Source organism: Rhodococcus sp. WAY2, assembly GCF_009859915.1.
GTDB classification, from domain to species: Bacteria; Actinomycetota; Actinomycetes; order Mycobacteriales; family Mycobacteriaceae; genus Rhodococcus_F; species Rhodococcus_F oxybenzonivorans.
Genome location: NZ_CP046572.1, coordinates 803,840 through 829,805 on the forward strand (window position 1 = coordinate 803,840; position 25,966 = coordinate 829,805).

A 25,966-nucleotide genomic window follows, 5' to 3' on the forward strand; every position below is an offset into this window, starting at 1 on the left:
CGGGCGGCTGTCAGTGCCCGCCGCCGCCTTCGGCCTGCGTGCCCGCGGACTTGTCGGACACGTGACGCTCGGTTTCGTGACCGGCGTCGACGGGAACGGACACCGTGACCTCACCGGCCTTCTCGAACGTGAAGGTGACGGGGAAGGTGAGGCCGGGGCGCACACCCTCCTTCAGATCGTCCAGCGTGACCAGGACGACATCGCTCGGAACCTCGGCAGCCTGGTCACGTTCTTGCTCGGCTTGACCACCCTCCACGGCGTCCTGCGCGACGTCTCCGGCCACGAGCGCCGTCTGCGGGGGAATCTCCTGGCCGCCGGCAGCATCACGAATGGTGACGGTCTTGGCGACGTCGGTGCTGATCTTGGTCAGCTTGTCGGCGGCATCTTCGTTGTTGTTGATCGCGGTGAACGCGAGGACCGCTTTTCCGCCGGCCTCGATGCTGTACTCGTCCGAGTTGGGGTACACGACGTGCACGTTGCGCAGAGCGATCGATCCGAGGTCGGCGCCGTTGCCGTTGACCGCGGCGACCTGATTCGAGGTCTGGGTGATCTGTCCCGCACCGCAAGCGGACAGCGTGAGGGCCGCGCCGGCAGCGAGAGCAACGGCGGTCGCGACTCGGCGAGTCGGCTTGTCGAGAGCAGTCACGGGTTGTCCTCCAGTGTCAGGTTCGCACTCCAACTAGGCAGAGTAGTAGTTCCCTCGTACGGCCCGGTCGCTGGGTACTCACAACGGTTGTCTGCGTGCACTTTCGGCCTCGAAGAACTGCCAGTTCGGAGCCCGTGAGATGCACGTATCGCAGGCGCTGTCAACCCCTACGATCAGGCCTCGGTGCCCCTGACCTGCACCGTTGATGCGACCTGGAACCGGTCACGTGTTAAACTCGAAAGATCGAAAGGGGCACGGGACAGATGATTTTTAAGGTCGGAGACACCGTCGTATACCCCCATCACGGTGCGGCGCTGATCGAAGCTATCGAAATCCGCACCATCAAGGGTGAGCAGAAGGAATATCTCGTTCTCAAGGTTGCTCAGGGCGATCTCACTGTACGGGTTCCCGCAGACAACGCAGAGTATGTAGGCGTACGTGACGTAGTCGGTCAGGAAGGTCTCGACAAGGTCTTCCAGGTCTTGCGGGCACCGCACACCGAAGAACCCACCAACTGGTCTCGCCGCTACAAGGCGAATCTCGAAAAGCTCGCGTCGGGTGACGTGAACAAGGTCGCCGAGGTCGTTCGTGACCTGTGGCGTCGCGAGCAGGACCGCGGCCTGTCCGCGGGGGAGAAGCGCATGCTCGCGAAGGCCCGGCAGATTCTTGTCGGAGAGCTGGCGTTGGCCGAAGGTACCGACAGCGACAAGGCCGAGACAATCCTCGACGAGGTCCTCGCGGCCGCGTCCTAGACAGCGGCGACGTCGCAGTGACCGAAGACCGAGGTCCTGTAGTCGCGCTGGTTCCCGCCGCTGGTCAAGGAGTGCGTCTGGGTGAGATGACGCCCAAGGCATTCGTTGATCTCGGTGGGAAGACCATGCTTGTACGCGCGGTCGACGGGCTCCTCCAGTCGGGGGCTGTCGACCGCGTCGTCGTGATCGTGCCGGAAGAGCTCGTCGATTCCACGCGCGGCACTCTGCCTGATGGAGTCGTCGTCGTGCCCGGTGGCAGCGAACGGACAGATTCGGTGCGCGCGGGCCTCGCTGTCGCGGACGACGCAGAATACGTGCTGGTCCACGATGCTGCGCGTGCGCTCACGCCCCCATCGCTCATTGCCCGGGTCGTTGCGGAACTGCGCTGCGGGCGCAGCGCCGTCATCCCCGTCCTCCCGGTGACGGACACGATCAAGACCGTCGACGTTCTCGGGGCGGTGACCGGAACACCCGAACGGTCCGAACTGCGGGCGGTCCAGACGCCACAGGGCTTCGTCGCACCACTGCTCCGGCGTGCCTACGCCGCCGCGGATGGCACCGCGACCGACGATGCCGGCCTGGTGGAGCGCCTGGGTGAGCAGGTTCGCAGCATCGTCGGAGAACCCACCGCATTCAAAATCACCACACCGCTGGATCTCGTGCTGGCCCGCGCGCTGGTGGAAGAGGGAGCGAACTAGTGCGCGTCGGCATCGGTACGGACGTCCATCCGATCGAGCAGGGACGGCCGTGCTGGATGGCAGGTCTTCTGTTCGAGGGCGAGGACGGGTGTGCCGGTCACTCGGACGGCGATGTCGCGGTCCACGCTCTGTGTGACGCATTGCTGTCGGCCGCGGGGCTCGGGGACCTGGGTTCGGTTTTCGGCACGGGCAGGCCGGAATGGTCGGGAGTGAGCGGTGCCGCAATGCTCGCCGAGGTGCGACGACTCCTCGGCGAGGAAGAATTCGGTGTCGCCAATGCCGCCGTCCAGGTGATCGGGAATCGGCCGAAGATCGGCCCGCGCAGAGACGAAGCGCAAAAGGTGTTGAGTGACATTCTGGGCGCACCGGTTTCGGTGTCCGCGACCACCACGGACGGTCTCGGACTCACTGGGCGGGGCGAGGGGATCGCCGCGGTGGCCACCGCGTTGGTCATCCCTACTCAAAGCGCCAGGTAAGATCGCTGGTCGTGACCCTGCGCCTATTCGACACCGAGACGCGGGCCATGCGTGACTTCGTTCCGCTGGCCCCTGGACACGCATCGGTGTATCTGTGTGGAGCCACGGTGCAGGGCGACCCCCATATCGGGCACGTGCGCAGTGGCGTCGCCTTCGACGTACTGCGACGCTGGTTACTCGCCCACGACTTCGACGTGGCGTTCGTGCGCAACGTCACCGATATCGACGACAAGATCCTGAACAAGGCCGCCGAAGCCGGGCGCCCCTGGTGGGAATGGGCCGCCACATTCGAGCGATCCTTCACCTGGGCGTATCAGCAGCTCGGAGTCCTTCCGCCGTCGATCGAGCCACGGGCTACCGGGCACGTCACCCAAATGGTCGAGATGATGCAGCGACTGATCGACAACGGTCACGCGTACGCCTCGGGAGGTGACGTCTACTTCGACGTGCGCAGCTACGCGAGCTACGGCAGCCTGTCGGGGCACAAGCTCGACGACGTGCATCAAGGCGAGAGTGCCGGCGAGTGCAAGCGGGATCCCCGTGACTTCACGCTGTGGAAAGCGGCCAAGCCCGGAGAGCCGTCGTGGCCGACGCCGTGGGGTCGTGGCCGCCCGGGATGGCACCTCGAGTGCTCGGCAATGGCCGAGTTCTACCTCGGTGCCGAGTTCGATATTCACTGCGGCGGACTCGACCTCGTCTTCCCGCACCACGAGAACGAGATCGCACAGGCCAAGTGCGCCGGCGACGGTTTCGCGCAGTACTGGTTGCACAACGGCTGGGTCACCATGGGTGGCGAGAAGATGTCGAAGTCGCTCGGCAACGTGCTCTCCGTGCCGAACGTGCTGAACAAGGTTCGGCCGCAGGAACTTCGGTACTACCTCGGCAGCGCCCACTACCGGTCGATGCTCGAGTACTCCGACACCGCTCTCGACGAGGGGGCCGCGGCGTTCCGCCGGGTCGAATCATTCGTGAACCGGACTTGTGAGCGTGCCGGTGAGGTTCCCGTCGGTCGTTGGACGGAGGCGTTCGGTCGCGCTCTCGATGACGATCTCGCCGTCCCGGCCGCGCTCGCCGACGTACACGGCCGTGTGCGTGAGGGCAACATCGCTCTCGAAGGGGGAGACCTCGAGGGTGCCCGCGAGATCGCGTCGCAGGTGCGGGCCATGATGGGAATTCTCGGTGTGGACCCCCTCGATCCGCACTGGACTCAGGACACCGCGGATGCGTCCGCGGCAACCGACGCCCTGGACGTACTGGTCCGGGCCGAACTCGAGCGCAGGCAGAGTGCCCGGGCCGAGAAGAACTGGGCTGTGGCCGACGAGGTGCGTGACCGCCTCATCCGGGCGGGCATCGAGGTCACCGATACCCCCAACGGGCCCGAGTGGTCTCTCAAGGCAGGACAGTAGTAATGGCTGGAAATTCGAGCAGGCGCGGAGCCGTCCGCAAGTCGGGTACGAAGAAGGGGCAGGTCGCCGGTTCCGGTGGCCAGCGTCGCAGGGGACTCGAGGGACGGGGCGCCACTCCGCCCGCCGAGGCCCGCACCAAACATCCCGCGGCCAAGCGGGCAGCCAGGGCCAGTCGTGAGGCCGAAAAGCAGCCGGGTCGCGGCAGGCAGACCGCAGGGCGCAAGGTCCTCGACGGACCCGAAACCGTGCTGGGCCGCAATCCGGTCGTCGAGTGCCTGCGCGCCGGTGTCCCGGCGACCGCACTGTATGTCGCGGTCGGCACCGAGAGCGACGACCGCCTCAAGGAATCGGTGCAGCGGGCGGCCGACGCCGGCATTTCCATCCTCGAAGTTCCGCGAACCGATCTCGACCGGCTCAGCGCCAACGGCCTGCACCAGGGAATCGCGCTGCAGGTGCCGCCGTACCGTTACGCGCACCCCGACGATCTCCTCGCGGAGGCCCGTAAGCATCAAGAGGCGCCGTTGCTCGTGGCCCTCGACAACATCACCGATCCGCGCAACCTCGGTGCCGTCGTTCGATCGGTGGCTGCGTTCGGCGGACACGGTGTGGTCATCCCGGAGCGCCGTAGCGCAGCGGTGACCGCGGTGGCCTGGCGGACGAGTGCGGGAGCGGCGGCCCGGCTGCCGATCGCCCGCGCCACCAATCTGACTCGTACGCTGAAGGATTGGGCATCCAAGGGTGTTCAGGTCGTCGGTCTCGACGCGGGCGGTGACACCACTCTCGACGACTTCGACGGCAGCGGTCCCGTCGTGGTCGTGGTCGGCTCGGAGGGCAAGGGCCTGTCGCGTCTGGTTCGGGAGAACTGCGACGCCATCCTGAGCATTCCCATGGCCGGGCCCGTCGAGTCGCTCAACGCCTCCGTCGCCGCAGGCGTCGTACTCGCCGACATCGCGCGTCGCCGCCGGAGCTAGCCGGATCGCGATCACCGAAGTGTCGTGGGCTCCGGCCGCCGTATCTTTGTGACACTCGTGGGGGTCATCGCGGGATCGTCGGCGCGACCATCCGGTGGAAGCGCATTCGGTGGCCGGGGCGCAATTGTGCGGCCATCGGCAGGTCGTCCTCGACGACGACCGCGATCACCGGATACCCACCCGTGACGGGATGATCGGCGAGGAACAGGATCGGCCGGCCGTCGGGAGGCACCTGCAAGGCTCCCGCCACCATCGCTTCACTGGGCAGTTCACGGGTAATCGCTCGATGCAGAGGTCCCGGCCCGGAGAGACGTGCGCCCACGCGGTTGGTGTCGGAGCTCACCGTCCAGGTTTCCCGCAGGAGCGCGTCGACCGATGCCTTGGTGAACCAGTCGTCGCGGGGTCCCAGTCGAACCCGCATCATCAACGGATTCTCGGGAGCTGCGGGCGGGGGCGCGAATTCGTCGGCAGGCCAGTCGGTGCAATCCGCTCCGACGAGGATTCGATCACCCTCGGCCACCGGGTCCGGGCCGAGATCCGACAGCGTGTCTCTCGAGCGGCTGCCCATCACCGGCGGAACATCGACACCCCCGCGCACCGCGAGGTAGCTACGTAAACCTTCCGACGCATACGCCACCTCGAGCAGATCACCGGACTCGAGGTGCAGCATCGTGTAGTCGGGCTGCGGTCGCGAGTTGACGGTGACGGGCGCCCGCGCACCGGTGACCGCAACCGACACGGTGCCCGCGACGCGCACGGCGAGGCCGCCCAGTGTAATTTCCAGAGTGGCGGCCCCGGACCTGTTGCCTACGAGCCGGTTTGCGCAGTCGTGGGCGACGCGGTCGGCAGCGCCGGACTCACCGACTCCCACCGAGGCGTATCCGGGCCTGCCCCGATCCTGCACGGTGGTGAAGGGTCCGGTGCGCACAACCTCGAGCCAAGCCATGGGCCGATTGTCTCGCACCACCACCCCCCGTGAGTACTTATTAACAAGGGGTGGTTAAGAAGTACTCACGGGCGCGAAGCGCACAACGACGCCGGGAGTCAGGAGCGCTGGAGGAGTTCGCTGAACATCCCAGATGCGTTCGTCCGTGCTGCCGATGAGCTGCCACCCGCCGGGTGAGCTGCGCGGATAGATTCCCGTGAACTCGCCGGCGAGGCCGACAGCACCGGCCGGAACGGATGTTCGCGGCGTGGATCGCCGCGGAACGTGTAATTCCGGCGCACCTCCGGTGAGGTAGCCGAATCCCGGCGCGAAGCCCGAGAAGGCCACCGTCCAGGGTGTGCCGGTGTGCGCCTCGATCACCCCGTCGACCCCGAGGCCGGTCAGCTCGGCCACTTCCTCGAGGTCGGGCCCGTCGTAGCGGACGCTGATCTGTAGGTGCTCCGACGTGTCCTCGGGTGCGCCCGTTCGCGGTTCGGTGGTTCGCAACCATCGGACGACGCGGTCGCGGCTGGTTGCGGCACGATCGAATCTGACGAGGATGGTGCGGGCGGCCGGAACGATCTCGCCGACCCCCGGCGGCCTGGCCTCGTCGAGGGCACGGAAATGGGCGAGGACGGTGTCGAGGTCTTCGAACTCGGCGAGGACCGCAGCATCTCCGACGTCGAGTACCCGCATCAGACGAACGGTTCCACTGTGATGCCCTCGGCATCGAGCAACTGCCGGATGGACGCGGCCATCTCCACGGCCGCGGGGGTGTCGCCGTGAACGCAGACGGATTCGGGTGCGATCGCCAGCAGGGTGCCGTCGACGGCTTCGAGTGTGGAGTCGAGCGCCAACCGGCGTACCCGCTCGGCAACGACCGCCGGATCGTGAAGCACGGACCCAGCTGTCGTGCGCGGTACCAGCGTGCCCTCGGGTGTGTAGGCACGGTCGGCGAAGGCCTCGGCGACGGTCCGCAGGCCAGCGGCCTCCGCTTCCTCCAGGAACACCGAACCGGGCAGGCCGAGGACCGGGAGAGTGTCGTCGTAGGCACGGATTGCGGCGACCACCGCGCGCGCCTGCTCACGATGATGGACGATCGCGTTGTACAGCGCGCCGTGCGGTTTCACATACGCCACCGCAGAGCCGCACACCTGCGCGAGCCCGTCGAGGGCGCCGATCTGATAGACGACGTCGGCGGTGAGGTCGCGTGGTGTGACGTCGATGAATCTTCGTCCGAAGCCGGCGAGATCGCGGTAACCGACCTGCGCGCCGATACGCACGGTCAGGTCGGCCGCCGATCTGCACGTGGACAGCAGCGTCGTGGGGTCACCGGCATGGAAACCGCACGCCACGTTTGCACTGGTCACGAGTTTCAGCATCGCGAGGTCGTCGCCGAGAGTCCACGCCCCGAAACTCTCGCCGAGATCACTGTTCAGATCGATGGCCGGCACATATTCGATACTAGGGTTCTCGCCCCCGTCTTGTAGATTCTCTGGCAGGGGCGGGTGGAACCGATGTGGGTCCTGCTGCGTCGAAACAAATAAGTGTGTTCGGCAGTGCGTTGATCGGGAGGGGACTCGTGGCTGATCCGGAGTACATCAAAGACCCGGAAAATTTTCACTCCGACGGATGGGACCACGCACGCATCGCGAATGCCGTCGCCGGCATGGACGGAAATCAGATCAGTGCCGTCGCCCGAGCATGGACCGAATTGGGTTCGGCAGCAGGCGAAACCATCATCGCCTTCAGTGACGCCGTCAAGAAACAGATCCGCGAGAGTTGGCAGGGCGCCGCGGCCTCTGCGGCGTACGCCGAAACGGAGCGTTACGCCGGCTCCGCACCTGAGGCGCGCGACCAACTACACGGTGTTGCAAGCGCGCTGACTCCGCTCATCGACACCGTCACGGCTCTTCGAGGCAGAGTGCCTCGAACGGTGGGCACCGGGCTCTGGGACAAGCTGACACCCTGGGATACCGATACGGAAGACGAGGTCTACCGCCGCGAAGGCGAAGCGCGGGACGCGATGGCCACCGTCTACAACCCGGGCCTCGCCACCTCGGACGGCTCCGTTCCCGAGTTCACAAAACCGGGAAGCAGGGTCGACGTCCCCTCGGGTCCGTCCGGTCCCCGTGTCGACCACGGAAGCAGTGCCCCGAATTCGAGCGATCGGATTGGTGGACCGAGCGCAGTGCAGCCGCTTCCCGGCGAAGCTCCCGCGGGCGAATCCACCGCTGCGGACAGCGCGCCCAACGCAGATGGCACTGAGCAGAATGCGGCAACCGCGCCGACAGCGGCCACAGCACCGGCCACGACGGCCCCGGCCTCCGCGACGGGTGATCAGGCGCAGAGCCGGACGGGTATGCCGCACGGTGTCGATTCGTCCTCGGGCGGTGGCTCGCGAGCAGGTGGTGTGGGCGGCGGTGGCGCGGGTGGCGCTCTCGGGGTCGGGTCCGGCGGACTGGGCGGCAGTAGCGCGGTCGGTGGACGATCGGGTTCGGTCGCGGGGACGGGTGGAAAACCAGGTGTCGCTGGGGTCGCCGGTGGCGGGCGCGCCGGTTCCGGTGTGCGTGGAACCGGGCCGATGGGCGCCGGAATGATGGGCGGGGGAGCCGGAGGAGCCAGGGGCACCGGCGAGGACAAGGAGCACAAGACCCCCGACTATCTGATCACACTCGACAACGGCAACGAGTTGATCGGCAAGCTGCCCCTCGTGTCACCGCCGGTGATCGGTGCATGAGCATGCGCAATTGGCAGCTGCGACCGGAGCTTTTCAACGCACTGTGGTCCGGTACCGGGCAGGACCGCATGCCCTACCCGTTTCGGATCGTCAGCCCACATGCCGGGCTCAATGCATATGTCGCAGAGCAGAACCGGATACGAGAAACGTTCGGGGGAGCAGAGCACGACGATGTGCGGGCGGCGTTGGAGATGCTTGCCGAACCCGACGTGTATGTCGAAATCTCCGGTTCCACCGCCGACGAGGCGCCGATCCGAATCATCGGCGCGCAGCACCGACAATGGTCGGTGATCGCGACACAACTCCCCGGCCGGGCACCGCAGGTCGGTGGCGACGTGGTGATCGGGACCGGCGCGGCGGGGCAACTGGGCGCCCAGCTGATCGGCCTTATCCCACCGAACGCCGCCGGCCGCCGCCGATTCCAGCGGCGCGACGACGACGGCACCCACTTCTCACAAGGAATCTTGCAGGAGGTCAATCGGGTCGCCCCCGCCCGACTCGAAACCGCCGTTCAGAAGGGATACGCGGGCCGCGGCAAGATCCGAGTCTTCCGCGGTCCCCGCTACGGCGCCGGCAGGGACATCGGAGCTCTGCACTGGATCGACATCGCGGGCGACGGACGCTATGCCATCGGCCCACACGATCCCGGCGCAGCCAACCCGGCAGGACCTCGTGAACTCGTATCGAGGCTCGACACCCTGATCCGAGTCGGTACCACCCAGCGAGCAGGCTCGACGACCGCCCGCGGTTGGTAGATTTGCCACGACGTGCAGGGTGGGGACGACAACCAAGGGGGACACGAACATGGCTGGTCCGGACGCACCGGAAGCCGGATGGAAGGCTTTCACCGAGAACGTGGTCGGAAGCGGCAGGCTCGAACTCGACCCCGCCGGCATCGAGCAGTGCATCAAGCTGTGTCAGGAGCATGCGGAGCTGATGGCGGACCTAGCCGACAGTGCTCGGCAGAAACTGCGCGCGACGAATCTCGGAATCGGTGAACTAGACATCGACTCCGCTAAAGAACTCGTGCGGAAGTTCGACGAGAAGGCCGTCGGCGGCGATGACATCGAGTTCGCCAACACAGCAGTAGGGCTGTTCGGAGCACATCAGGCCTACGCGAAGGACATGAAATCGATGTTCGAGGCAGTCCTTGCACGCTACAACGAGCAAGACTCGGCTATCGCAGCCAATCTTGGTTCGGCCGGAGCTCGCCTGTGAAGGTGCGCTCGGGTGCCATCGTGATGGTGCTCGGCGTGGTGACGGCCGGTGGGCTGGTCGGTTGTGCGGAACCCGCAGATGGTGGGACTGCGACACCGGTCGTCCATGAGATTTCATACCACCCGTGTAACGACCTCTCACAAGAATCGATCAGCGCGGCCGGGATCGATGTACGCGCAGGTTCTCGGCTATCAGATGAGGTCGCGAATCGTTCCTGCTCATTCCGCTCGCGCGACCCGGACTTCGGCGTCGTCATCTCCTCCATCGCCGAGACTTTCAGCAGTGTCGAGTCGAGTGACCGCTTCACCGTCCTGAGTGAGACGACGATTGGCGGTCGCCCCGCGCTGGTGGCGGATTTCCGTGGTGGGAGTGCGTGCACGGTGTCGGTGGCGATCGAGCCGGGGATTCTCGAGTTCATGATCGGGTACAGCGAGTTGGAGGAGTTCACGACGGTCGACGCTGCGTGTGATCAGGCGACGAAGGTGGCGATGACGCTGGCGCCGTATTTCCCCGACCACCTGTAGGCCGCAGCCTGTACTGAGGCGCCACTCGTCGACCTGTGAGGGCCGATTCGGCCGTCGAGGCGCGGGGAGTGGCGGCTCAGTGCGTGTGCGCGGCGACGCGTCCCGCGGCGACGCGTCCCGCGTTCTTCCGACGCCTGGAGCCGCCGAGGCGGCAGATCAGGTAAATCACGAAGGAGATCGTCGTCACGAAACTCGAGACGGGGACTCCGGGGGCCAGGGACAGCAGGATGCCGCCCACTGCCGCGAGTTCCGCGAAGGCGATCGACAGAATGGTCGCTTTCACCGGGCTCGCCGTGACGAAGGCTGCAGCCGCCGCGGGCGTGATGAGCAGAGCCATCACGAGCAGCGCCCCGACGATCTGCACTCCGAGGGCCGCGGTGATGCCGACGAGCACTGCGAACACGATCGACAGTGCACGCACCGGCACCCCGCGCGCCTCGGCGACGTCGGGGTCGGTGCTGGCGAACAGTAGAGGCCGGTAGATGAGGGCGAGAACCCCGATCACCACGACAGCGCAGAGCAGCAGCAGCGCAAGCCCACTGTTTCCGGGCGCCACGATCTGACCGATCAGCAAAGAGAAGCTCGTGCCGGTACGGCCTTCGTACGACCAGATGAACAGCACGGACAGTCCCAGACCGAAGGCCATGATCACGCCGATCACCGAGTCGCGGTCGCGTGCCTTCGCTCCGAGTAAGCCGAACAAGATTGCAGCCACCACGGAACCGACGATGGCTCCTGCACCCACACTGATACCGACGAGCAGTGCGGCCGACGCACCGGTCAGCGACAGCTCGCTGGTCCCGTGAACCGCGAACGACATCTGCCTGCTCACGATCAGCGGCCCGATGACGCCTGCCAGCAAACCGAGGATGGCACCGGCGATCAATGCCTGCTGGACGAAGTCGTACTGCAAGAGGTCGATGGTGGCGGAGACATCGAACAGGTGCGACATCGCATCGGTGAACTTGTTGCTCATGCGTGTTCCTCGCACGTGTGGTGGACACCTTCGCCGGGGCGAAGTCCGCCGGCGCTGCCGAGTGCGTCGATGGCGTCGCCGGTGCCGATCACGATGAGACGTCCCCGCACGTGCAGGACCTCGACTTCGGTGCGATACAGCTCGGACAGCACCTCGGAGGTCATCACCTCGCCGGGTGTGCCGATACGGAATTGGCCGTCGACGAGGTACAGCACCCGGTCGACCAGCGGCAGAATGGGATTGATCTCGTGGGTGACGAACAACACCGCGGTGTCGTGCATGCGCCGGCGCCGATCGATGAGGCTCGACACGAGACTCTGATTGGCCAGGTCCAAGCTGAGGAGAGGTTCGTCGCACAGCAGTATCTGCGGATCTCCGACGAGTGCCTGAGCGATCCGTAACCGCTGCTGCTCGCCGCCGGACAGCGAACCGACGGGTGCGTCGGCGTAACTTTCTGCACCGACCTCGGCGATCGCTGCATCCACGATCGCCCGGCGATGTCCCCGGCGCAGCAGCCCGGTTCCCCACCGGTGGCCGTCGACACCGAGACCGACGAGGTCACGTCCCCGGAGGGGAAGCCCGTCGTCGAGCGACTTCTGCTGCGGGATGTACCCGACGTTCGAATTTCCGGCTCGGGCCGGTGATCCTGCGATTCTCGCGGTCCCGGAATCGAGGCCCAGCTGCCCGAGCAACACCTTGAGCAGTGACGTCTTGCCGGAGCCATTGGGTCCGAGAACGGCGACGAACTCGCCGGGCTCGACGGTGAGATCGAGATGCTGCCACAAAGTGCGTTCGCCGAAAGACAGTCGCGCCCCCGTCAGTTCGACTGCGGGGATGCGACTGCTGTGTTCGGTGTTCGTCGAAGAGAGTTCCGTCACAAGCCGATCAGTTCTATTGCAGCGCCTTGGCGAGGGCCTGGGCGGTGTTGGTCTGCCACTGAATGTAGTCCAACCCCTCGGGCAGGGTTTCGGTTACCTCGACGACGGGGACTCCTGCGGCCTCCGCGGTGGCCCGCACGTCCTCGGTGACCTTGTCCTGCGTCTGGGTGTTGTAGACGACGGCCTTCACCTGCTTGTCGGTGATCAACTGGCGCGTGGCTGCGATTGCGGCGGGCGCGGGATCGTTGCCGTTCTCGATGGCACTGGTGAAGTCGGCGGGGGTGACGTCGTTCAGTTCCGCCGACTCGACGAGGTAATGCGCGATGGGCTCGGTCTGGGCGATCGGCGCGTCCTTGTGCGCGGCCGCGATGCCGTCGGTGACGGCTGTGATCTCCGCGAGCCGGCCGTGGAAGGTTTCGGCGTTGGCGGTGTAGACGTCGGCGTTGTCGGGGTCGAGTTGGCCGAGCTTCTCCGCGATGGCATGTGCGGTCGCGTCGACGGTCGCGACGTCGTACCAGACGTGCTCGTTCACCTCGCCGTGTTCGTGCACGTCACCTTCGTGGCCGGCCTCTTCGCCTTCGTGCCCGGCCTCTTCACCCTCGTGCGCGGTCTCGCCTGCGTGTGCACCGGCTCCGAAGAGTTCGAATGCGTTGACCGAGAGCTGGTCGCCGTTGCCGGTGTTGATGATGTCATCGACGAAGTGGTCGTATCCGCCGCCGTTGTAGACGATGAGGGACGCGTCGGTGAGCTTGGCGGCGTCGGTGGGGCTCGCCTCGAAAGAGTGCGGATCCGAGGACGGCTCGGTGATGATCGAGCTCACCTCGACCTTGTCGCCGGCAACCGCCTGCGCGACGCTGCCCCACACGTTCGTCGACGCGACGACCGTCAAGGCGCCGTCGCTCGACGTGTCGGAGCTGCACGCAGTGAGGGTGAGGGCAGCGGCGAAGGACAGCCCGACGGCGGCCGTTGCGACACGAAAGCCTGAGGAAGCGCGCACAGAAAACTCCTGACAGAAGACGAGCTAAATGCTATTGGAAACCGTTACCGTTGCACTTTAGCGGATACGTCGCTGGTAGTGCACTTTCGGCCGAGCCCCGCCGAACCGTCGAACACTTCGGGTACTAACGTCCCCCTATGCCCAGGTCTCGACAGCCGCGCCGCCAAGCCACGCTGGCGTCGCTCGCGGCCGAGCTCAATATCTCCCGCACGACAGTGTCCAACGCCTACAACAGGCCCGACCAACTTTCCGCGGAACTCCGCGACCGGGTACTGCAAGCCGCGAAACGCCGTGGCTATCCCGGGCCGGATCCGGTGGCTCGTTCGTTGCGCACACGTAAGGCGGGTGCTGTGGGGCTCCTGCTGACCGAGGCGCTCAGCTATTCCTTCCGTGACCCGGCGGCGATGAGCTTCCTGTCCGGCCTCGCGGAGTCGTGTGAGTCGGCGGGACAGGGCCTGCTTCTGATCCCGGCCGGGCCGGGGCGTGACGACGCCGACGCCGCGGCCGTCGTGCAGCAGGCCGGTGTGGACGGGTTCGTCGTCTACTCGGTGGCGGACGACGATCCGTACCTCGCAGCGGTGTGCGAGAGGCACCTTCCCGTCGTCATCTGCGATCAGCCCCGGGAGATTCCTGGAGCATCACTCGTGGGAATCGACGATCGGGCCGCGATGCGGGCGCTCACCGACTACCTCATCGGGCTCGGGCACTGCGACTTCGGGGTGCTCAGCATGCGATTGGGCCGCGACCGCTCAGATGGAATTGCCGACGCCGAACGGTTGCACTCGCCGAATTTCCATGTGCAACGCGAGCGCATCGGTGGAGTTCGCGACGCGATGTCCGATGCCGGCCTGAACCCCGAGACACTCACCGTGGTCGAGCGTTTCGAGCACACCGGACGATCCGGTCACTCGGCAGCCGCCCAAGCGCTCGGCGCGAATCCGAACATCACCGCCCTCGTCTGCACCACCGACGTGCTCGCGCTCGGCGCCGTGGACTGGGCGCGCTGGCAGGGAATCGACGTTCCCGGCCAACTGTCGATCACCGGATTCGACGGCGTCGACGAAGCGCTCCGCGAGGGAATCACCACCGTGCGGCAGCCTCAGGAGGACAAGGGCCGGCGTGCCGGCGCCCTGCTGATGTCTCCGTCGCACTCCGGCGTCGCAACGGTCGAAATGCTCGACACCGAGCTGTCACGCGGATCCACCGCCGGCCCCGCACCTCGCTGAGGCGGCCCTACGGCCCGCTCACGCCAACAGCTGTGCGCAGCGGAGCAGGCCGAGGTGGCTGTATGCCTGCGGGTGATTGCCGAGCGAGCGCTCCGCGACGGGGTCGTACTCCTCGCTGAGAAGCCCGGTCGGTCCCGCCACGTCGACGAGCTGCGCGAACAAGGCCTCCGCCTGTGATCGCTGACCGATCAGCAGGTAGGCCTCCACCAGCCACGCCGCGCAGAGGTGGAATCCGCCCTCGGTGCCCGGCAAGCCGTCGTCGTGGTGGTACCGGTACACCGTCGAACCGCTGCGCAGTTCCGCTTCGGTGGCCGTGACGGTGGCGGCGAACCGCTCGTCGTGCGGGTCGATCAGCCCGGACAGCCCGATGTGCAGTGTGGCGGCATCGAGGTCGGTGCCGTCGTAGGCGGCGGTGTACGAGCGGACCTCGTCCTTCCACCCCTTCTCGCGCACCTCGTCCGCGATCTTGTCCCGCAACGGCGTCCACCCCGGTTCGATGGGGCGGCCGAAGTGCTTCGCCAGCGCCACCGCCCGGTCGACGGTCACCCAGCCCATCACCTTCGAGTACACGTGATGGCGCGGGTTGTCGCGGATCTCCCAGATTCCGTGGTCCGGTTCGAACCATCGGCGCTCGACGGCCGCGACCATCGCGCACACCAGTTCCCAGTCGCGATCGTTCAACGCCACTGCGACGCCCTGCTTCTCGCGGGCACGCGACAGATCGGCGATCAATTCGACGATGGGACCGAACACGTCGAGCTGGACCTGCTGATTGGCGGCGTTGCCGATGCGCACCGGACGCGACCCGGCATACCCGGGCAGTGAGTCGATCACGGCCTCGGGAGGAAGTCCGGTGCCGTGGAGGGTGTAGAGCGGATGCAGACGCTCGGGGCCGGGAATGGTCTCCAGCACGTCGTGCACCCAGTCCAGGAAACCCTCGGCTTCGCTCAGCGAGCCGAGGCTGACCAGTGCGGACGCGGTGAGCGCGGCGTCGCGGAGCCAGCAGTAGCGGTAGTCCCAGTTGCGGACGCCGCCGATTTCCTCCGGCAACGAGGTGGTGGCCGCGGCCATGATGGATCCCGAATCGACGTGGACGAGACCGCGCAGGGTCAGCGCCGAGCGCTTCATCAGATCGGGCTTCAGTGTGGGCAGGGTCAGCCCCTTCGCCCAATCCGACCAGTACGCTTCCGACGCGGCGCGGCGTTCTTCTTCCGGTGTCTGCGACGGGCCGATGTCCTCGGTGCCACACCGCAGTTCCAGAACGACGTCACCTTCGGACGGGTCGACGACGGCGTGGGCTGTCTGCTGATTCCCGTCGGAGGTCACGTTCCAGCGCACGCCCGGCGAGCGCAGGACGATCGGCTCGTTGGTGCCGTGCACACGCAATCCTTCGGCGACCGCCTCGAGGATCACCTGACCCTGGCCGAACTCGGGCCGCGGTGCGAATGTGACGACCGCGGCGGCCTGCCCGCTGATCACCCGGGTCAGATCGGTGCGACCGGGACACACGTCGTGCGGCAGGTAGTCGGTGACCGAGAGGCTGGCCCACCGTGTCTGCACGGTCATGGTGCTGTCGACGTAGCGCTGGCTCAGCGGCAGGGCGCTGCGGTGCGGGCCGACACTGAAGTGGCCGGCTTCCGGTCCGCCGAGCAAATGCGCGAAGACGGAGGCGGAGTCGGGTTCGGGGTGGCACAGCCAGGTGAGGGTCGCATCCGGGGTGACGAGGGCGACGGTCCGGGGGCTGGCGAGCATGGTGAGCCGCTCGATCGGTGGGGCATGCGCGCCCGACAGCCAGGTGCGACGCTCCTCGAGCAGGAACGCGAGGGCGGTCGCGACCTCTTCGGTGGTGTCTACCCGGAACTCGGCGAGGCTGTCGCCCGACCCGACCTTGACGCCGACGTCCGGGCCCTGCAGTCGCGAGAACGCTTTCTCGTCGGTGACGTCGTCGCCCACGAAGACGGCGGCGGTGGCACCTTCCTGATGGCGGATCAGGTCGAGGGCGTGACCCTTGTCGGTGGCGACCACGGCCAGTTCGATCACCGACTTGCCCTCGGTCACCTGCACGCCCACGCGCTGCGCGGCGTCGGCGCGGACGGCGGCCAGTGCCTTCTCGCCGTGCTCGGGGTCGGCATTACGGACGTGCAGTGCCACGCTGGCGGGCTTGGTCTCCACCCCGGTGCCGGGATGCAGTTGGGAGATCTGTCGCAGATCCTCGGTGATCTCGGCGAGCAGTTGGCGCGCGTCGGCGTCGATGGCGTGGATGAATCCGATATCGAATTCCGATCCATGACTGCCGACGAGCTGAACCTCGGCGGGCAGGCGGGACAGCGCCGCGAGATCCTTCAGCGCCCGACCCGAGATGACGGCCGCCGTCGTTCCTGCCAGGCCCGCGAGGCCGCGGAGGGCTCGCACCGATTCGGCGTGCGGAAATGCTCTTTCGGGGTCGGACACGATGGGGGCCATCGTGCCGTCGTAGTCGGAGGCCACGAGGAGACGAGGCGTCCTCGCGACCCGGGAGAGGGCACGACGGAGTTCGATGGGCAGATCTTGAGCGCTCACGCGTTCAAATCTAGGTGATGCAGCGGCGGAGAGCGCATTGTCGCTTCCGGATGTGCGCGGTTCGTCCCTTATTCGGGTCTGCGGCTTCCGTCACCGAGGAGCAGTTCGACGGTGAGTTCCAGCCGATTCGCCACATCTGTGGCGGAGGAACGGCGTGTGAGCCAGGCCACCAGATTCGACAACCAGACGTCGGAGATGACGCGAGCGACGGCCAGCTGGTCCTCGGTGGGCTCGGTGTCGGTCATGGCCCGCGCGAACAACCGGTCCATGAGCTTGCCCACCTGATCGACCTCGGCGGCGGCGGAGGCGTCGGCGAACATGAACGCCCGTGTCATCGCCTCGGTCAGCAGCGGGTCCCGCTGCATGGCGCGGGTGATCTGGCTGAGGATGAGCTGCATGCGCTCGAGTGGATTGCTGCCCGGCGGATTCTTGCCCCGCGAATCGATGCGCTCGAACTCGCGCGCCAGTGCCGAGACCAGCAGGTGCACCTTGGACGGGAAGTAGCGGTACAGGGTCCCGACCGCAACGTCCGCACGTTCCGCGACCGCGCGCATCTGCACGGCTTCGTATCCGCCTTTGGAGGCCAGGGCCAGGGTGGCGTCGAGGATCCGCTTGCGCCGTTCCTTCTGCGCGTTGGAACTGAGGTCGTCCTCGCCCAGCGTCGCCGCAGCGACTGTCGTGGGACGGGATCGAGAGCTGGTCGTCATACCTGTTTTCCTTCGCGCCTTGACTCATGGCCAGGTGACATATTAGAACACGTTCTAGACGAATGTGTCATTCAGGAGAGGCGGAAACCCGTTGTGACTATCGCCACCACCGAGGAACAGAGGGCTGCAGCGGGTTCGATCCAGGCGTGGGCGCGGTCCACGGACCCGCTCGTCACAGTACGCCAGGGACCAGCGGATTCGTGGCGCACGTCCTGGTCGTCCTTCGCGTCGCTCGGGATCTTCTCCGTTGCCGTACCCGAGGCGGTCGGTGGTTCGGGCGCGGAGATCGTCGACCTCGCCGCGATGATCGAGCAGGCTGCAACTGAACTCGTCCCGGGTCCTGTTCTGCCCACCGCGCTGGCGGCTCTGGTCGTCGGGCGCGGTTCCGGCGCGGCCGCGAAGACCTGGTCCGAAAATCTCGCCGACGGGAAGATTCCGTGCGCGGTCGCTCTCGGCAGTCCGCCGGTGAACGCCACCCTCGCCGACGACGGGGGGCTGGTGATCACCGGAGACGCCGGTTTCGCGATCGGTGCCGACTCGGGAATGTCGGTGTTGCTGGCGGCCGACGCCGGCGACGGCGTCGTGTGGTGCCTGGTCGACGGCGAGTCCGTCGGACTCGAGGTGGCTCCCGCCGACACGATCGACAAGAGCCGGCCGCTCGCCCGCATCCGGTGCACAGGCGTTGCCGTCGCACCGGACCGCGTGATCACCGGGCTGCGGGAGGGGTTGGTCCGGGATCTCGCGGCCACACTGGCTGCGGCGGAGGCATCGGGGGTCGCGCGCTGGTGCCTGCGCACCGCGGTGGACTACGCCAAGATTCGCGAGCAGTTCGGTAAGCCCATCGGCTCGTTCCAGGCGATCAAGCATCTGTGCGCCGAGATGCTGTGCCGCGTCGAAGCGTCGAGTGCCGCGGCCTGGGACGCCGCGGTGGCGGCCGAAGGCGCGTGGGACGCAGACGGCGGTGAACTGCCCATCGCCGCTTCCGTCGCTGCGGCGGTCACACTCGACGCCGCGGTGGAGACCGCCAAGGACTGCATCCAGGTGCTCGGCGGGATCGGCTTCACCTGGGAACACGACGCCCACTTCTATCTGCGCCGGGCGACGTCGCTGCGGCAGTTGCTCGGTGGGTCGACGAGGTGGCGCGCGAGGGTAGCCGAACTCACCCGCGGCGGCGCCCGCAGGCACCTGTCCCTCGATCTCTCGGAACTCGCCGACGAGCGGGCCCGGATCCGGGCCGAGGTGACTGAACTGGTCGCGCTGCCCGACTCCGAGCGTCGCGCCGCACTCGCCGAGTCGGGCTACCTCGCGCCGCACTGGCCCGAACCGTACGGGCGGGGCGCGCGGGCCGCCGAACAGATCCTCATCGAGCAGGAGCTGGCCGCAGTCGGTGTGGCACGGCCGGACCTGGTGATCGGGTGGTGGGCGGTGCCCACCATTCTCGAGCACGGAAGTCCGGAGCAGATCGAGCGATTCGCGATGCCCACTCTGCGCGGCGACATCATCTGGTGCCAGCTGTTCAGTGAGCCGGGGGCCGGTTCCGACCTGGCGGCCCTGCGCACGTCCGCCGTGAGGGTCGACGGCGGATGGACACTGTCGGGTCAGAAGGTGTGGACCTCGCGGGCTCACGAGGCGGACTGGGCGATCTGCCTCGCCCGCACCGACCGGGATGCGCCGAAACACAAGGGCATCACTTACTTTCTCGTCGATATGACAAGCCCGGGAATCACGATTTCACCGCTTCGCGAGATCACCGGCGACGCCCTGTTCAACGAGGTCTCTCTGGAAGACGTGTTCGTGCCCGACGATCTCGTGGTCGGCAATCTCGGTGACGGCTGGAAGCTGGCCCGTACCACCCTGGCCAACGAGCGAGTCGCGATGGGCGGTGGGTCGTCGCTGGGCGCGGCAATGGAAGAGCTGCTGACACTCGCAGGTGAAGGCGATCCGGTGACGGACGATCGGCTCGGCCGATTGATCGCAGGCGCGCTCGTCGGGTCCGTGCTCGAACTGCGCACCACCCTTCGGCAGCTCGACGGCCAGGATCCTGGAGCGGAGTCGAGCGTGCGCAAGCTGGTGGGTGTGCGCCAACGCCAGGAAGTGGCGGAATTCGCGATGGAACTCGGCGGCGTCGACGGCTGGGTGGACGGTCCGCTCTCGCGTGAGTTCCTCAACACACGGTGCTTGTCCATCGCCGGCGGCACGACGCAGATTCTTCTGACCGTCGCGGCGGAACGCATTCTCGGACTGCCCCGATCCTGAGCACCTCCCGCGATGGCCTTTCGCGAGTTCCGCGATGGTGATACAACTAGAACACGTTCTAAATCGAAAGTGGGAATGCCAGGTGGACTTCACCCGAGACGAGACTCAGGAGGCGATCACCCAGGTTGCGAGGGGACTTCTGGACCGCGACCTCGAGGGCGACGCTCTGTGGCGCGCCTTTGCCGAGGCCGACCTGCTCACTCTCGCGCTACCCGAACGTCTCGGTGGGGAGGGCCTCTCGGTCACCGACGTCGGTGCGCTGCTCACCGAGGTCGGGCGCAGGGCGGCGGTCGTCCCCGCCCTCGCGACGCTGGGCTTCGGGGTGTTGCCCCTCGTTGCGCTCGGTGACGACAGGCAACAGGACGAGTTGCTGAGCGGGCTGGCGGACGGACGAACCTTCACCGCGGCGCTCGCCGAGCCCGGGAGGCCGTTCCCGACGCCGCCGTCGGTGACCGCGGTGGCGGAGGGGAACGACTACCTCGTCACCGGACGCGTCGTGGCCGTCCCCTATGCGGACGGTGCCCACCGCATCCTCGTGCCGGCCGACGCCGGCGTCGTGCTGGTGCAGCCGGGGTCGGACGGGGTGTCGCTGACTGCCACACCCTCGTCGTCCGGCAGTCCCGAATTTGCCGTCACCTTCGACGGAGCGCGGGGTGAACTCCTCGCCGGTGGACCGGAAGCGGTCCAGCAGCTCTATCGGATCGCCCTCGCCTCCATCGGTGCCGTGGCCGACGGATTGCTCTCTGGAGCAACACTTCTGGCGGGTGAGCATCTCGCCACCCGGCATCAGTTCGGCAAGCCGCTGGCGACGTTCCAGGCGGTCGCCCAGCAGATCGCCGACGTCTATGTCACCTCCCGCACCTTGCACGTATCCGCACTGTCGGCATCGTGGCGGGTGTCGCAGGGGCTCGACGCTCAGGACGACCTGGATGTGATGGCGTACTGGATCGCCGCGGAGGTTCCCGCAGCCATGCAGGTGCTGCACCACCTCCACGGCGGAATCGGCGTCGACGTCACCTATCCGCTGCACCGCTACTACTCGACTGCCAAAGACCTGGCGCGCCTCGTCGGCGGCGCCTCGTACCGACTCGACCTCGTGGGGGCCCGGTGTTCATCGATCTGACCGACGAGCAGCGAGAGTTGCAAGCGGAACTACGACGTTACTTCTCGGGCCTCGTCACGCCTGCCGAGGCCGAGATCATGCGCACCGAACGGCACGGCCCCACCTACCGTGAGGTGATCCGGCGGATGGGCAAGGACGGCTGGCTCGGCGTGGGCTGGCCGGTGGAATTCGGCGGCCGGGGATTCGGCGAGATCGAACAGCAGATTTTCGTGAACGAGGCGACGCGCGCGGACATTCCACTTCCGGCGGTCACCTTGCAAACGGTGGGCCCGACCCTCCAGAAGTACGGAACGGACGAGCAGAAACGCAAGTTCCTCCCGGCAATCCTCGCGGGCGAAGTGCATTTCGCGATCGGCTATACCGAACCCGAGGCCGGCACCGACCTCGCGGCCCTGCGGACCACGGCCCTCCGGATGGGCGACGAATACATCGTGAACGGCCAAAAGATTTTCACCACGGGCGGCCACGACGCCGACTACCTGTGGCTCGCCGTCCGGACGGGTTCCGCGGATTCGCGTCACCGTGGGATCTCGATCCTGATCGTGGACACGAAGGATCCGGGCTACAGCTGGACACCGATCATCACCTGCGACGGGGCTCATCACGTCAACGCCACCTACTACTCCGATGTTCGAGTACCGGTGAATATGCTTGTGGGTGAGGAGAATCAGGGGTGGCGACTGATCACGACCCAGCTCAACCACGAGCGGGTCATGCTGGGGCCGGCGGGACGCGTGGGCGGACTCTACGACCGCATTCGCGACTGGGTGGTAACCCACGGTCTGCTCGCCGAGCCCGACGTGCGGCGCGCGCTCGGAGAGATCCACGCGACGTATCGGCTGAACGAACTGCTCAACTGGCAGGTCGCCTCGAGTGACGCGGAGGCCATCGACATTGCCGATGCATCGGCAACGAAAGTGTTTGCCACCGAGCGGATCCAGCGCATCGGAAGGCTCGTGGAGGAGATCATCGGACGCTACGGCGACCCATCCGACCCGGATACCGCCGACCTGATGACGTGGCTCGACATGCAAACGAAGCGAAACCTGGTCATCACTTTCGGTGGGGGAGTCAACGAGGTGATGCGCGAACTGATCGCGACGGCAGGCCTGAAGCTTCCCCGAGTACCGCGATAGGAGCGCCGCGCATCATGAGTGCCGAACAGATCCTCGCTGCAGCAGAGAAGGTCCGATCCGCCGGCCCCAGCGCACCGCGGCCAGGACGGGACCCGATCAACCTCCCGATGATTCGCAACTGGGTAGAGGCGATCGGCGACCGGAACCCCATCTACGTCGACGAGGACGCCGCGCGGGCAGCAGGCCACGACGGTATCGTCGCCCCACCGGCGATGGCGCAGGTATGGACCATGCAGGGGCTGCACGCCGAACGCCAAGCCGACGACCCACTGGGCCGCATGACGACCATCCTCGACGAGGCCGGGTACACGTCCGTCGTCGCCACCAACTGCGATCAGACCTACCACCGCTACCTGCGGCTCGGCGAGAGGGTCACCATCTCCACGACGCTCGAAGACGTCGTGGGACCGAGGAAGACCGGCCTCGGCGACGGGTGGTTCTTCACCACCCGCAGCCGGTGGACGGTCGCGAACGACGAGGGCGCCGACGAGGTCGTGGCCGAGATGTTGTTCCGCATCCTGAAGTTCGCCCCGAAACCCGCTGAACCGGTGGCACCTTCGGCGAACGGTCAGGGCGCGTCCTTCGACGATCTGGACCCATCGAAGATGATGCGGCCGAGTGCATCTCAGGATACCCAGTTCTTCTGGGACGGTGTCGCCGCGCACGAATTGCGTATCCAGAAGCGGGCGGACGGTTCCCTGCAGCATCCGCCGGTACCGGCGCTGTGGAAGGACAAGGCGGAGTCGACGGACTACCTCGTGGCCTCCGGCCGCGGCACCGTGTTCAGTTTCGTCGTTCATCACGCGCCGAAGGTGCCGGGGCGCTCACTGCCTTTCGTGGTGGCCCTCGTCGAACTCGAGGAGGGTGTCCGCATGCTCGGTGAACTGCGCGGCGTAGAGCCGTCCGCGGTGGGCGTGGGAATGCCCGTGGAGGCGATCTACCTCGACTTTCCCGGCGACGACGACACCGGCGGGGCGCCATGGACCCTGTACGCGTGGCAGCCCGCGACGAAGGAGCACTGATGACCTCTACTCTCGACGTCACGGTCGGCACCACACTGCCGGAGCTCGTGATTGCGGGTGATCCCACGTTCGTGGTGTCGTCCGCGCTGGCCACCCGCGATTTTCAGGACGTCCACCACGACCGCGATCTGGCGCAGAAGCGAGGGTCGAAGGACATCTTCGTGAACATCCTCACCGACACCGGTCTGGTGCAGCGGTTCGTGACCGACTGGGCAGGTCCGACCGCCGTCATCAAGTCGATCGCGCTCCGGCTCGGAGTTCCGTGGTACGCCTACGACATCTTGACGCTCAGCGGAACGGTGGCCGCGATCGACGACGGTGTCGTCAGCCTCGACGTGGTCGGCAGGAACTCGCTCGGTAACCACATCACGTCGCAGGTGACGCTCGTGCTGAACGGAACCACGAACGGAGCCGGGGCATGAAGGGATTGTCGGGGAAGGCTGTCATCGCCGGCATCGGCGCCACCGATTTCTCGAAGGATTCCGGGCGCAGCGAATTGCGTTTGGCGGCCGAGGCCGTGCTCGCGGCACTGGACGACGCCGGCCTGGCGCCGGCCGACGTCGACGGGCTCACCTCGTTCACCATGGACACCAATACCGAGGCGGCCGTGGCCCGTTCGGTCGGAATCCCGGACCTGAAATTCTTCAGCCGCATCCACTACGGTGGCGGAGCGGCGTGTGCGACGGTGCAGCAGGCTGCGATGGCCGTGGCCACCGGCGTCGCGGACGTGGTAGTGGCGTACCGGGCATTCAACGAGCGTTCCGGAATGCGGTTCGGCCAGGTGAATTCGGGTCTGGTGCAGCAGGTGAATTCCTCGGGGACCGACAACGCGTTCTCGTACCCGCACGGCCTGTCCACTCCGGCCGCATTCGTCGCGATGGTGGCCCAGCGCTACATGCACGAGTACGGCGCGACGAGTGCCGACTTCGGCCGGATCGCCGTTACCGACCGGAAGCACGCGGCCAACAACCCGCAGGCCTTCTTTTACGGCAAACCGATCACCCTCGAGGATCACCAGAACTCCCGGTTCATCGCCGAACCCCTACACCTCCTCGACTGCTGTCAGGAGTCCGACGGCGGCATCGCGATTGTCGTCACCTCGCCCGAGCGGGCCAGGAATCTGAGGCAGAAACCCGCTGTGATCGCGGCAGCAGCGCAGGGGAGCGGCAGCGACCAGTACATCATGACGAGCTATTACCGCCCCGAACTCGCGGGATTGCCGGAAATGGCACTGGTGGGCAGGCAGCTGTGGGAACAGGCCGGGCTCGGGCCGCAGGACATCGATATGGCGGTGCTCTACGACCACTTCACTCCGTACGTATTGATGCAGCTCGAGGAACTCGGGTTCTGCGGTCGCGGCGAGGCCAAGGACTTCATCGCCGACGGTGCCATCGACATCGGCGGCCGGTTACCCCTCAACACTCACGGCGGTCAGCTCGGCGAGGCCTACATCCACGGGATGAACGGCATCGCCGAGGGCGTCCGGCAGATCCGCGGCACGTCGGTGAACCAGGTGAAGGACGTGCAGCACGTGCTCGTCACCGCAGGGACGGGTGTCCCGACATCAGGTCTGGTGCTGACGGCCTGATTACCGGCCTGTTGCTCCGCCGCGCAATGTGTTTCGCGACGTACTCGGCGTCTCTGCCGACACCGCCGGTGAGCATCGAGGCGAACGCCCGGAGGAACGGGAGACCCACGAAGTACAGTCCGGGATGGTCCGGCGAGACACCGCGGGATTGCTCGGGCCATCCGTCGGCGCCGGTCACCGGGATCCGGATCCACGAGGTGTCCTTGGTGAAACCCGTGCACCAGACAATGTTTCGGACGTCCAGCTCGGTTCCGTCGTCGAGGACGGGCCTGCCGTCGCGCACGCCCGTGACTTTCGCGGGGAAGTGTTCCACCCCGGCATCGGCGAGGTCGGCTCGCTTGACCCGTAGGAGTGGGCCGCCCCCGGACCGGACGTGCGGGCGCATCTTCCGTCCCATCGGAGTGCGTTCCGTGAGAATGTGATTGGCCATGAACCACATGATCGGGATCGCGATGAGCGCGGCGCGTCCCTCGATGTCGAACGGCAGCTCGCCGCGGACAGGGCCGCAGATCGTGGTCCGATGTGCAGGAGAAACCTCCAACGCGATGTCCGCGCCGGAGTGGCTGCACCCGACCACCAGCACGGGGCCGTCCTGCAACTGGGCGGGGTTGCGGTAGTCGCTGGAGTGCAGTTGCCTGATCCGGGGGTCGAGTTGCTCGGCGAGATCCGGGATCACAGGTGTCTGCCAGGTTCCGGACGCGACCACGACATTGGTCGCCTCGAAAGTCCGGGCCCCGGCTGTGACGATGTACCCGTCGCCGCCCGGCGAAAGTCCGTCCACCGTGACACCGGTGCGAACGGGGAGGGAAAATCTGTCTGCATACGCCTCGAAGTAGTCGGCCACCTCGTCTTTGCCGGGCCATGTCCACGAACGTGCGGGAATGCCCCAACCAGGCAAGCCGTCGTATTTGGCTGGGCTGTAGAGACGGAGCGAGTCGAACCGCTCCCGCCACACGTCACCCACCCGGTCGTGGGCGTCGAGAATGACGAACCGCTGCTTGCGCCTGGCGAGGTGGTATCCGGTCGCGAGACCGGCCTGCCCGGCGCCGATCACGATCGTGTCGAACTGTTCTGTAGTCATGGTCATTGCCTCTTCGTCGAGGGTGGAAATCGTCAGCTACGACGCTATGACCGCACCCGGC

Annotated in this window: 26 protein-coding genes; 16 read left to right on the forward strand and 10 right to left on the reverse strand. The window is 66.6% G+C overall.

What is annotated here, in order from left to right; genetic code table 11:
• Window positions 1-10: 10 nt before the first annotated feature.
• Window positions 11-646 (reverse strand): copper chaperone PCu(A)C, encoded by a 636-nt coding sequence (locus tag GFS60_RS03840; RefSeq protein ID WP_159919047.1) that lies wholly within the window; start codon window positions 644-646, stop codon window positions 11-13.
• A 263-nt stretch (window positions 647-909) separates the two neighbouring features.
• On the opposite strand from GFS60_RS03840, the gene carD reads away from it, so the two are divergent.
• From carD to rlmB, 5 genes are read left to right on the forward strand one after another with little or no spacing between them, the layout of a single operon-like run.
• The gene (gene carD, locus GFS60_RS03845) at window positions 910-1,398 is read left to right on the forward strand and encodes an RNA polymerase-binding transcription factor CarD (protein WP_109326516.1); all 489 of its coding nucleotides are present in this window, start codon (window positions 910-912) and stop codon (window positions 1,396-1,398) included.
• Window positions 1,399-1,415: 17 nt separating this feature from the next.
• Window positions 1,416-2,096: a 2-C-methyl-D-erythritol 4-phosphate cytidylyltransferase gene (gene ispD / locus GFS60_RS03850; RefSeq protein WP_159919048.1), complete on the forward strand. Its 681-nt coding sequence runs from the start codon at window positions 1,416-1,418 to the stop codon at window positions 2,094-2,096.
• Complete coding sequence (ispF, locus tag GFS60_RS03855) at window positions 2,096-2,572, forward strand: 2-C-methyl-D-erythritol 2,4-cyclodiphosphate synthase (protein ID WP_159919049.1); 477 nt, start codon at window positions 2,096-2,098, stop codon at window positions 2,570-2,572. Before ispD ends, ispF begins: the two co-directional genes overlap by 1 nt.
• 11 nt (window positions 2,573-2,583) lie before the next feature.
• Window positions 2,584-3,978: a cysteine--tRNA ligase gene (gene cysS, locus GFS60_RS03860; RefSeq protein WP_109326519.1), complete on the forward strand. Its 1,395-nt coding sequence runs from the start codon at window positions 2,584-2,586 to the stop codon at window positions 3,976-3,978.
• Between the two features lie 2 nt (window positions 3,979-3,980).
• On the forward strand, window positions 3,981-4,949 hold the full coding sequence (gene rlmB / locus GFS60_RS03865; RefSeq protein ID WP_109326520.1) for a 23S rRNA (guanosine(2251)-2'-O)-methyltransferase RlmB: 969 nt from the start codon (window positions 3,981-3,983) through the stop codon (window positions 4,947-4,949).
• A gap of 64 nt (window positions 4,950-5,013) precedes the next feature.
• Here the strand turns inward: rlmB and GFS60_RS03870 are convergent, their stop codons facing one another.
• The 3 genes from GFS60_RS03870 to GFS60_RS03880 are packed head-to-tail and all read right to left on the reverse strand — an operon-like array spanning window position 5,014 to window position 7,328.
• Window positions 5,014-5,895 carry a biotin-dependent carboxyltransferase family protein gene (locus GFS60_RS03870; protein ID WP_159919050.1) on the reverse strand — a complete coding sequence of 294 codons (882 nt, stop codon included), beginning with the start codon at window positions 5,893-5,895 and terminating at the stop codon, window positions 5,014-5,016.
• Between the two features lie 54 nt (window positions 5,896-5,949).
• On the reverse strand, window positions 5,950-6,570 hold the full coding sequence (locus GFS60_RS03875) for a 5-oxoprolinase subunit B family protein (protein ID WP_159919051.1): 621 nt from the start codon (window positions 6,568-6,570) through the stop codon (window positions 5,950-5,952).
• Window positions 6,570-7,328 (reverse strand): LamB/YcsF family protein, encoded by a 759-nt coding sequence (locus tag GFS60_RS03880; protein WP_159919052.1) that lies wholly within the window; start codon window positions 7,326-7,328, stop codon window positions 6,570-6,572. Before GFS60_RS03880 ends, GFS60_RS03875 begins: the two co-directional genes overlap by 1 nt.
• A gap of 128 nt (window positions 7,329-7,456) precedes the next feature.
• Here GFS60_RS03880 and GFS60_RS03885 point away from each other — a divergent pair, with 128 nt between their 5' ends.
• From GFS60_RS03885 to GFS60_RS03900, 4 genes are read left to right on the forward strand one after another with little or no spacing between them, the layout of a single operon-like run.
• Window positions 7,457-8,614 (forward strand): hypothetical protein, encoded by a 1,158-nt coding sequence (locus tag GFS60_RS03885; protein ID WP_159919053.1) that lies wholly within the window; start codon window positions 7,457-7,459, stop codon window positions 8,612-8,614.
• Window positions 8,611-9,369 carry an ESX secretion-associated protein EspG gene (locus GFS60_RS03890; RefSeq protein ID WP_159919054.1) on the forward strand — a complete coding sequence of 253 codons (759 nt, stop codon included), beginning with the start codon at window positions 8,611-8,613 and terminating at the stop codon, window positions 9,367-9,369. Before GFS60_RS03885 ends, GFS60_RS03890 begins: the two co-directional genes overlap by 4 nt.
• A gap of 49 nt (window positions 9,370-9,418) precedes the next feature.
• The gene (locus GFS60_RS03895) at window positions 9,419-9,832 is read left to right on the forward strand and encodes a hypothetical protein (RefSeq protein WP_159919055.1); all 414 of its coding nucleotides are present in this window, start codon (window positions 9,419-9,421) and stop codon (window positions 9,830-9,832) included.
• A complete protein-coding gene (locus GFS60_RS03900; protein ID WP_236603368.1) occupies window positions 9,829-10,356 on the forward strand; it encodes a DUF3558 domain-containing protein in 528 nt (175 codons plus the stop codon). Before GFS60_RS03895 ends, GFS60_RS03900 begins: the two co-directional genes overlap by 4 nt.
• Window positions 10,357-10,432: 76 nt before the next feature.
• Here the strand turns inward: GFS60_RS03900 and GFS60_RS03905 are convergent, their stop codons facing one another.
• From GFS60_RS03905 to GFS60_RS03915, 3 genes are read right to left on the reverse strand one after another with little or no spacing between them, the layout of a single operon-like run.
• Window positions 10,433-11,332, reverse strand: a complete 900-nt coding sequence (locus GFS60_RS03905) for a metal ABC transporter permease (RefSeq protein WP_159919056.1) — start codon at window positions 11,330-11,332, stop codon at window positions 10,433-10,435.
• Window positions 11,329-12,210 carry a metal ABC transporter ATP-binding protein gene (locus tag GFS60_RS03910; protein ID WP_159919057.1) on the reverse strand — a complete coding sequence of 294 codons (882 nt, stop codon included), beginning with the start codon at window positions 12,208-12,210 and terminating at the stop codon, window positions 11,329-11,331. Before GFS60_RS03910 ends, GFS60_RS03905 begins: the two co-directional genes overlap by 4 nt.
• A gap of 13 nt (window positions 12,211-12,223) precedes the next feature.
• Complete coding sequence (locus GFS60_RS03915; protein WP_159919058.1) at window positions 12,224-13,207, reverse strand: metal ABC transporter solute-binding protein, Zn/Mn family; 984 nt, start codon at window positions 13,205-13,207, stop codon at window positions 12,224-12,226.
• A gap of 137 nt (window positions 13,208-13,344) precedes the next feature.
• On the opposite strand from GFS60_RS03915, the gene GFS60_RS03920 reads away from it, so the two are divergent.
• Window positions 13,345-14,433 (forward strand): LacI family DNA-binding transcriptional regulator, encoded by a 1,089-nt coding sequence (locus GFS60_RS03920; protein ID WP_159919059.1) that lies wholly within the window; start codon window positions 13,345-13,347, stop codon window positions 14,431-14,433.
• An 18-nt stretch (window positions 14,434-14,451) separates the two neighbouring features.
• Here the strand turns inward: GFS60_RS03920 and otsB are convergent, their stop codons facing one another.
• A complete protein-coding gene (otsB, locus tag GFS60_RS03925) occupies window positions 14,452-16,992 on the reverse strand; it encodes a trehalose-phosphatase (RefSeq protein WP_159919060.1) in 2,541 nt (846 codons plus the stop codon).
• A gap of 68 nt (window positions 16,993-17,060) precedes the next feature.
• Window positions 17,061-17,699, reverse strand: a complete 639-nt coding sequence (gene kstR, locus GFS60_RS03930; protein WP_109326538.1) for a cholesterol catabolism transcriptional regulator KstR — start codon at window positions 17,697-17,699, stop codon at window positions 17,061-17,063.
• Window positions 17,700-17,792: 93 nt separating this feature from the next.
• Between kstR and GFS60_RS03935 the strand changes: the two genes are divergently transcribed.
• The 6 genes from GFS60_RS03935 (at window position 17,793) to GFS60_RS03960 (ending at window position 24,824) form a co-directional block, all read left to right on the forward strand.
• Complete coding sequence (locus GFS60_RS03935) at window positions 17,793-19,955, forward strand: acyl-CoA dehydrogenase (protein ID WP_159919061.1); 2,163 nt, start codon at window positions 17,793-17,795, stop codon at window positions 19,953-19,955.
• An 82-nt stretch (window positions 19,956-20,037) separates the two neighbouring features.
• Complete coding sequence (locus GFS60_RS03940) at window positions 20,038-21,078, forward strand: acyl-CoA dehydrogenase family protein (RefSeq protein WP_159919062.1); 1,041 nt, start codon at window positions 20,038-20,040, stop codon at window positions 21,076-21,078.
• Window positions 21,063-22,214, forward strand: a complete 1,152-nt coding sequence (locus tag GFS60_RS03945; RefSeq protein WP_159919063.1) for an acyl-CoA dehydrogenase family protein — start codon at window positions 21,063-21,065, stop codon at window positions 22,212-22,214. The genes GFS60_RS03940 and GFS60_RS03945 overlap by 16 nt, the downstream gene beginning before the upstream one ends.
• Before the next feature lie 14 nt (window positions 22,215-22,228).
• Window positions 22,229-23,236 (forward strand): bifunctional MaoC family dehydratase N-terminal/OB-fold nucleic acid binding domain-containing protein, encoded by a 1,008-nt coding sequence (locus tag GFS60_RS03950; RefSeq protein ID WP_159919064.1) that lies wholly within the window; start codon window positions 22,229-22,231, stop codon window positions 23,234-23,236.
• A complete protein-coding gene (locus GFS60_RS03955) occupies window positions 23,236-23,658 on the forward strand; it encodes a MaoC family dehydratase (RefSeq protein WP_159919065.1) in 423 nt (140 codons plus the stop codon). The genes GFS60_RS03950 and GFS60_RS03955 overlap by 1 nt, the downstream gene beginning before the upstream one ends.
• The gene (locus GFS60_RS03960; RefSeq protein WP_159919066.1) at window positions 23,655-24,824 is read left to right on the forward strand and encodes a lipid-transfer protein; all 1,170 of its coding nucleotides are present in this window, start codon (window positions 23,655-23,657) and stop codon (window positions 24,822-24,824) included. The genes GFS60_RS03955 and GFS60_RS03960 overlap by 4 nt, the downstream gene beginning before the upstream one ends.
• On the opposite strand, the gene GFS60_RS03965 is transcribed toward GFS60_RS03960, so the two are convergent.
• Complete coding sequence (locus GFS60_RS03965; protein ID WP_159919067.1) at window positions 24,775-25,905, reverse strand: flavin-containing monooxygenase; 1,131 nt, start codon at window positions 25,903-25,905, stop codon at window positions 24,775-24,777. The two genes, GFS60_RS03960 and GFS60_RS03965, sit on opposite strands and share 50 nt — an antisense overlap.
• Window positions 25,906-25,966: the final 61 nt, after the last annotated feature.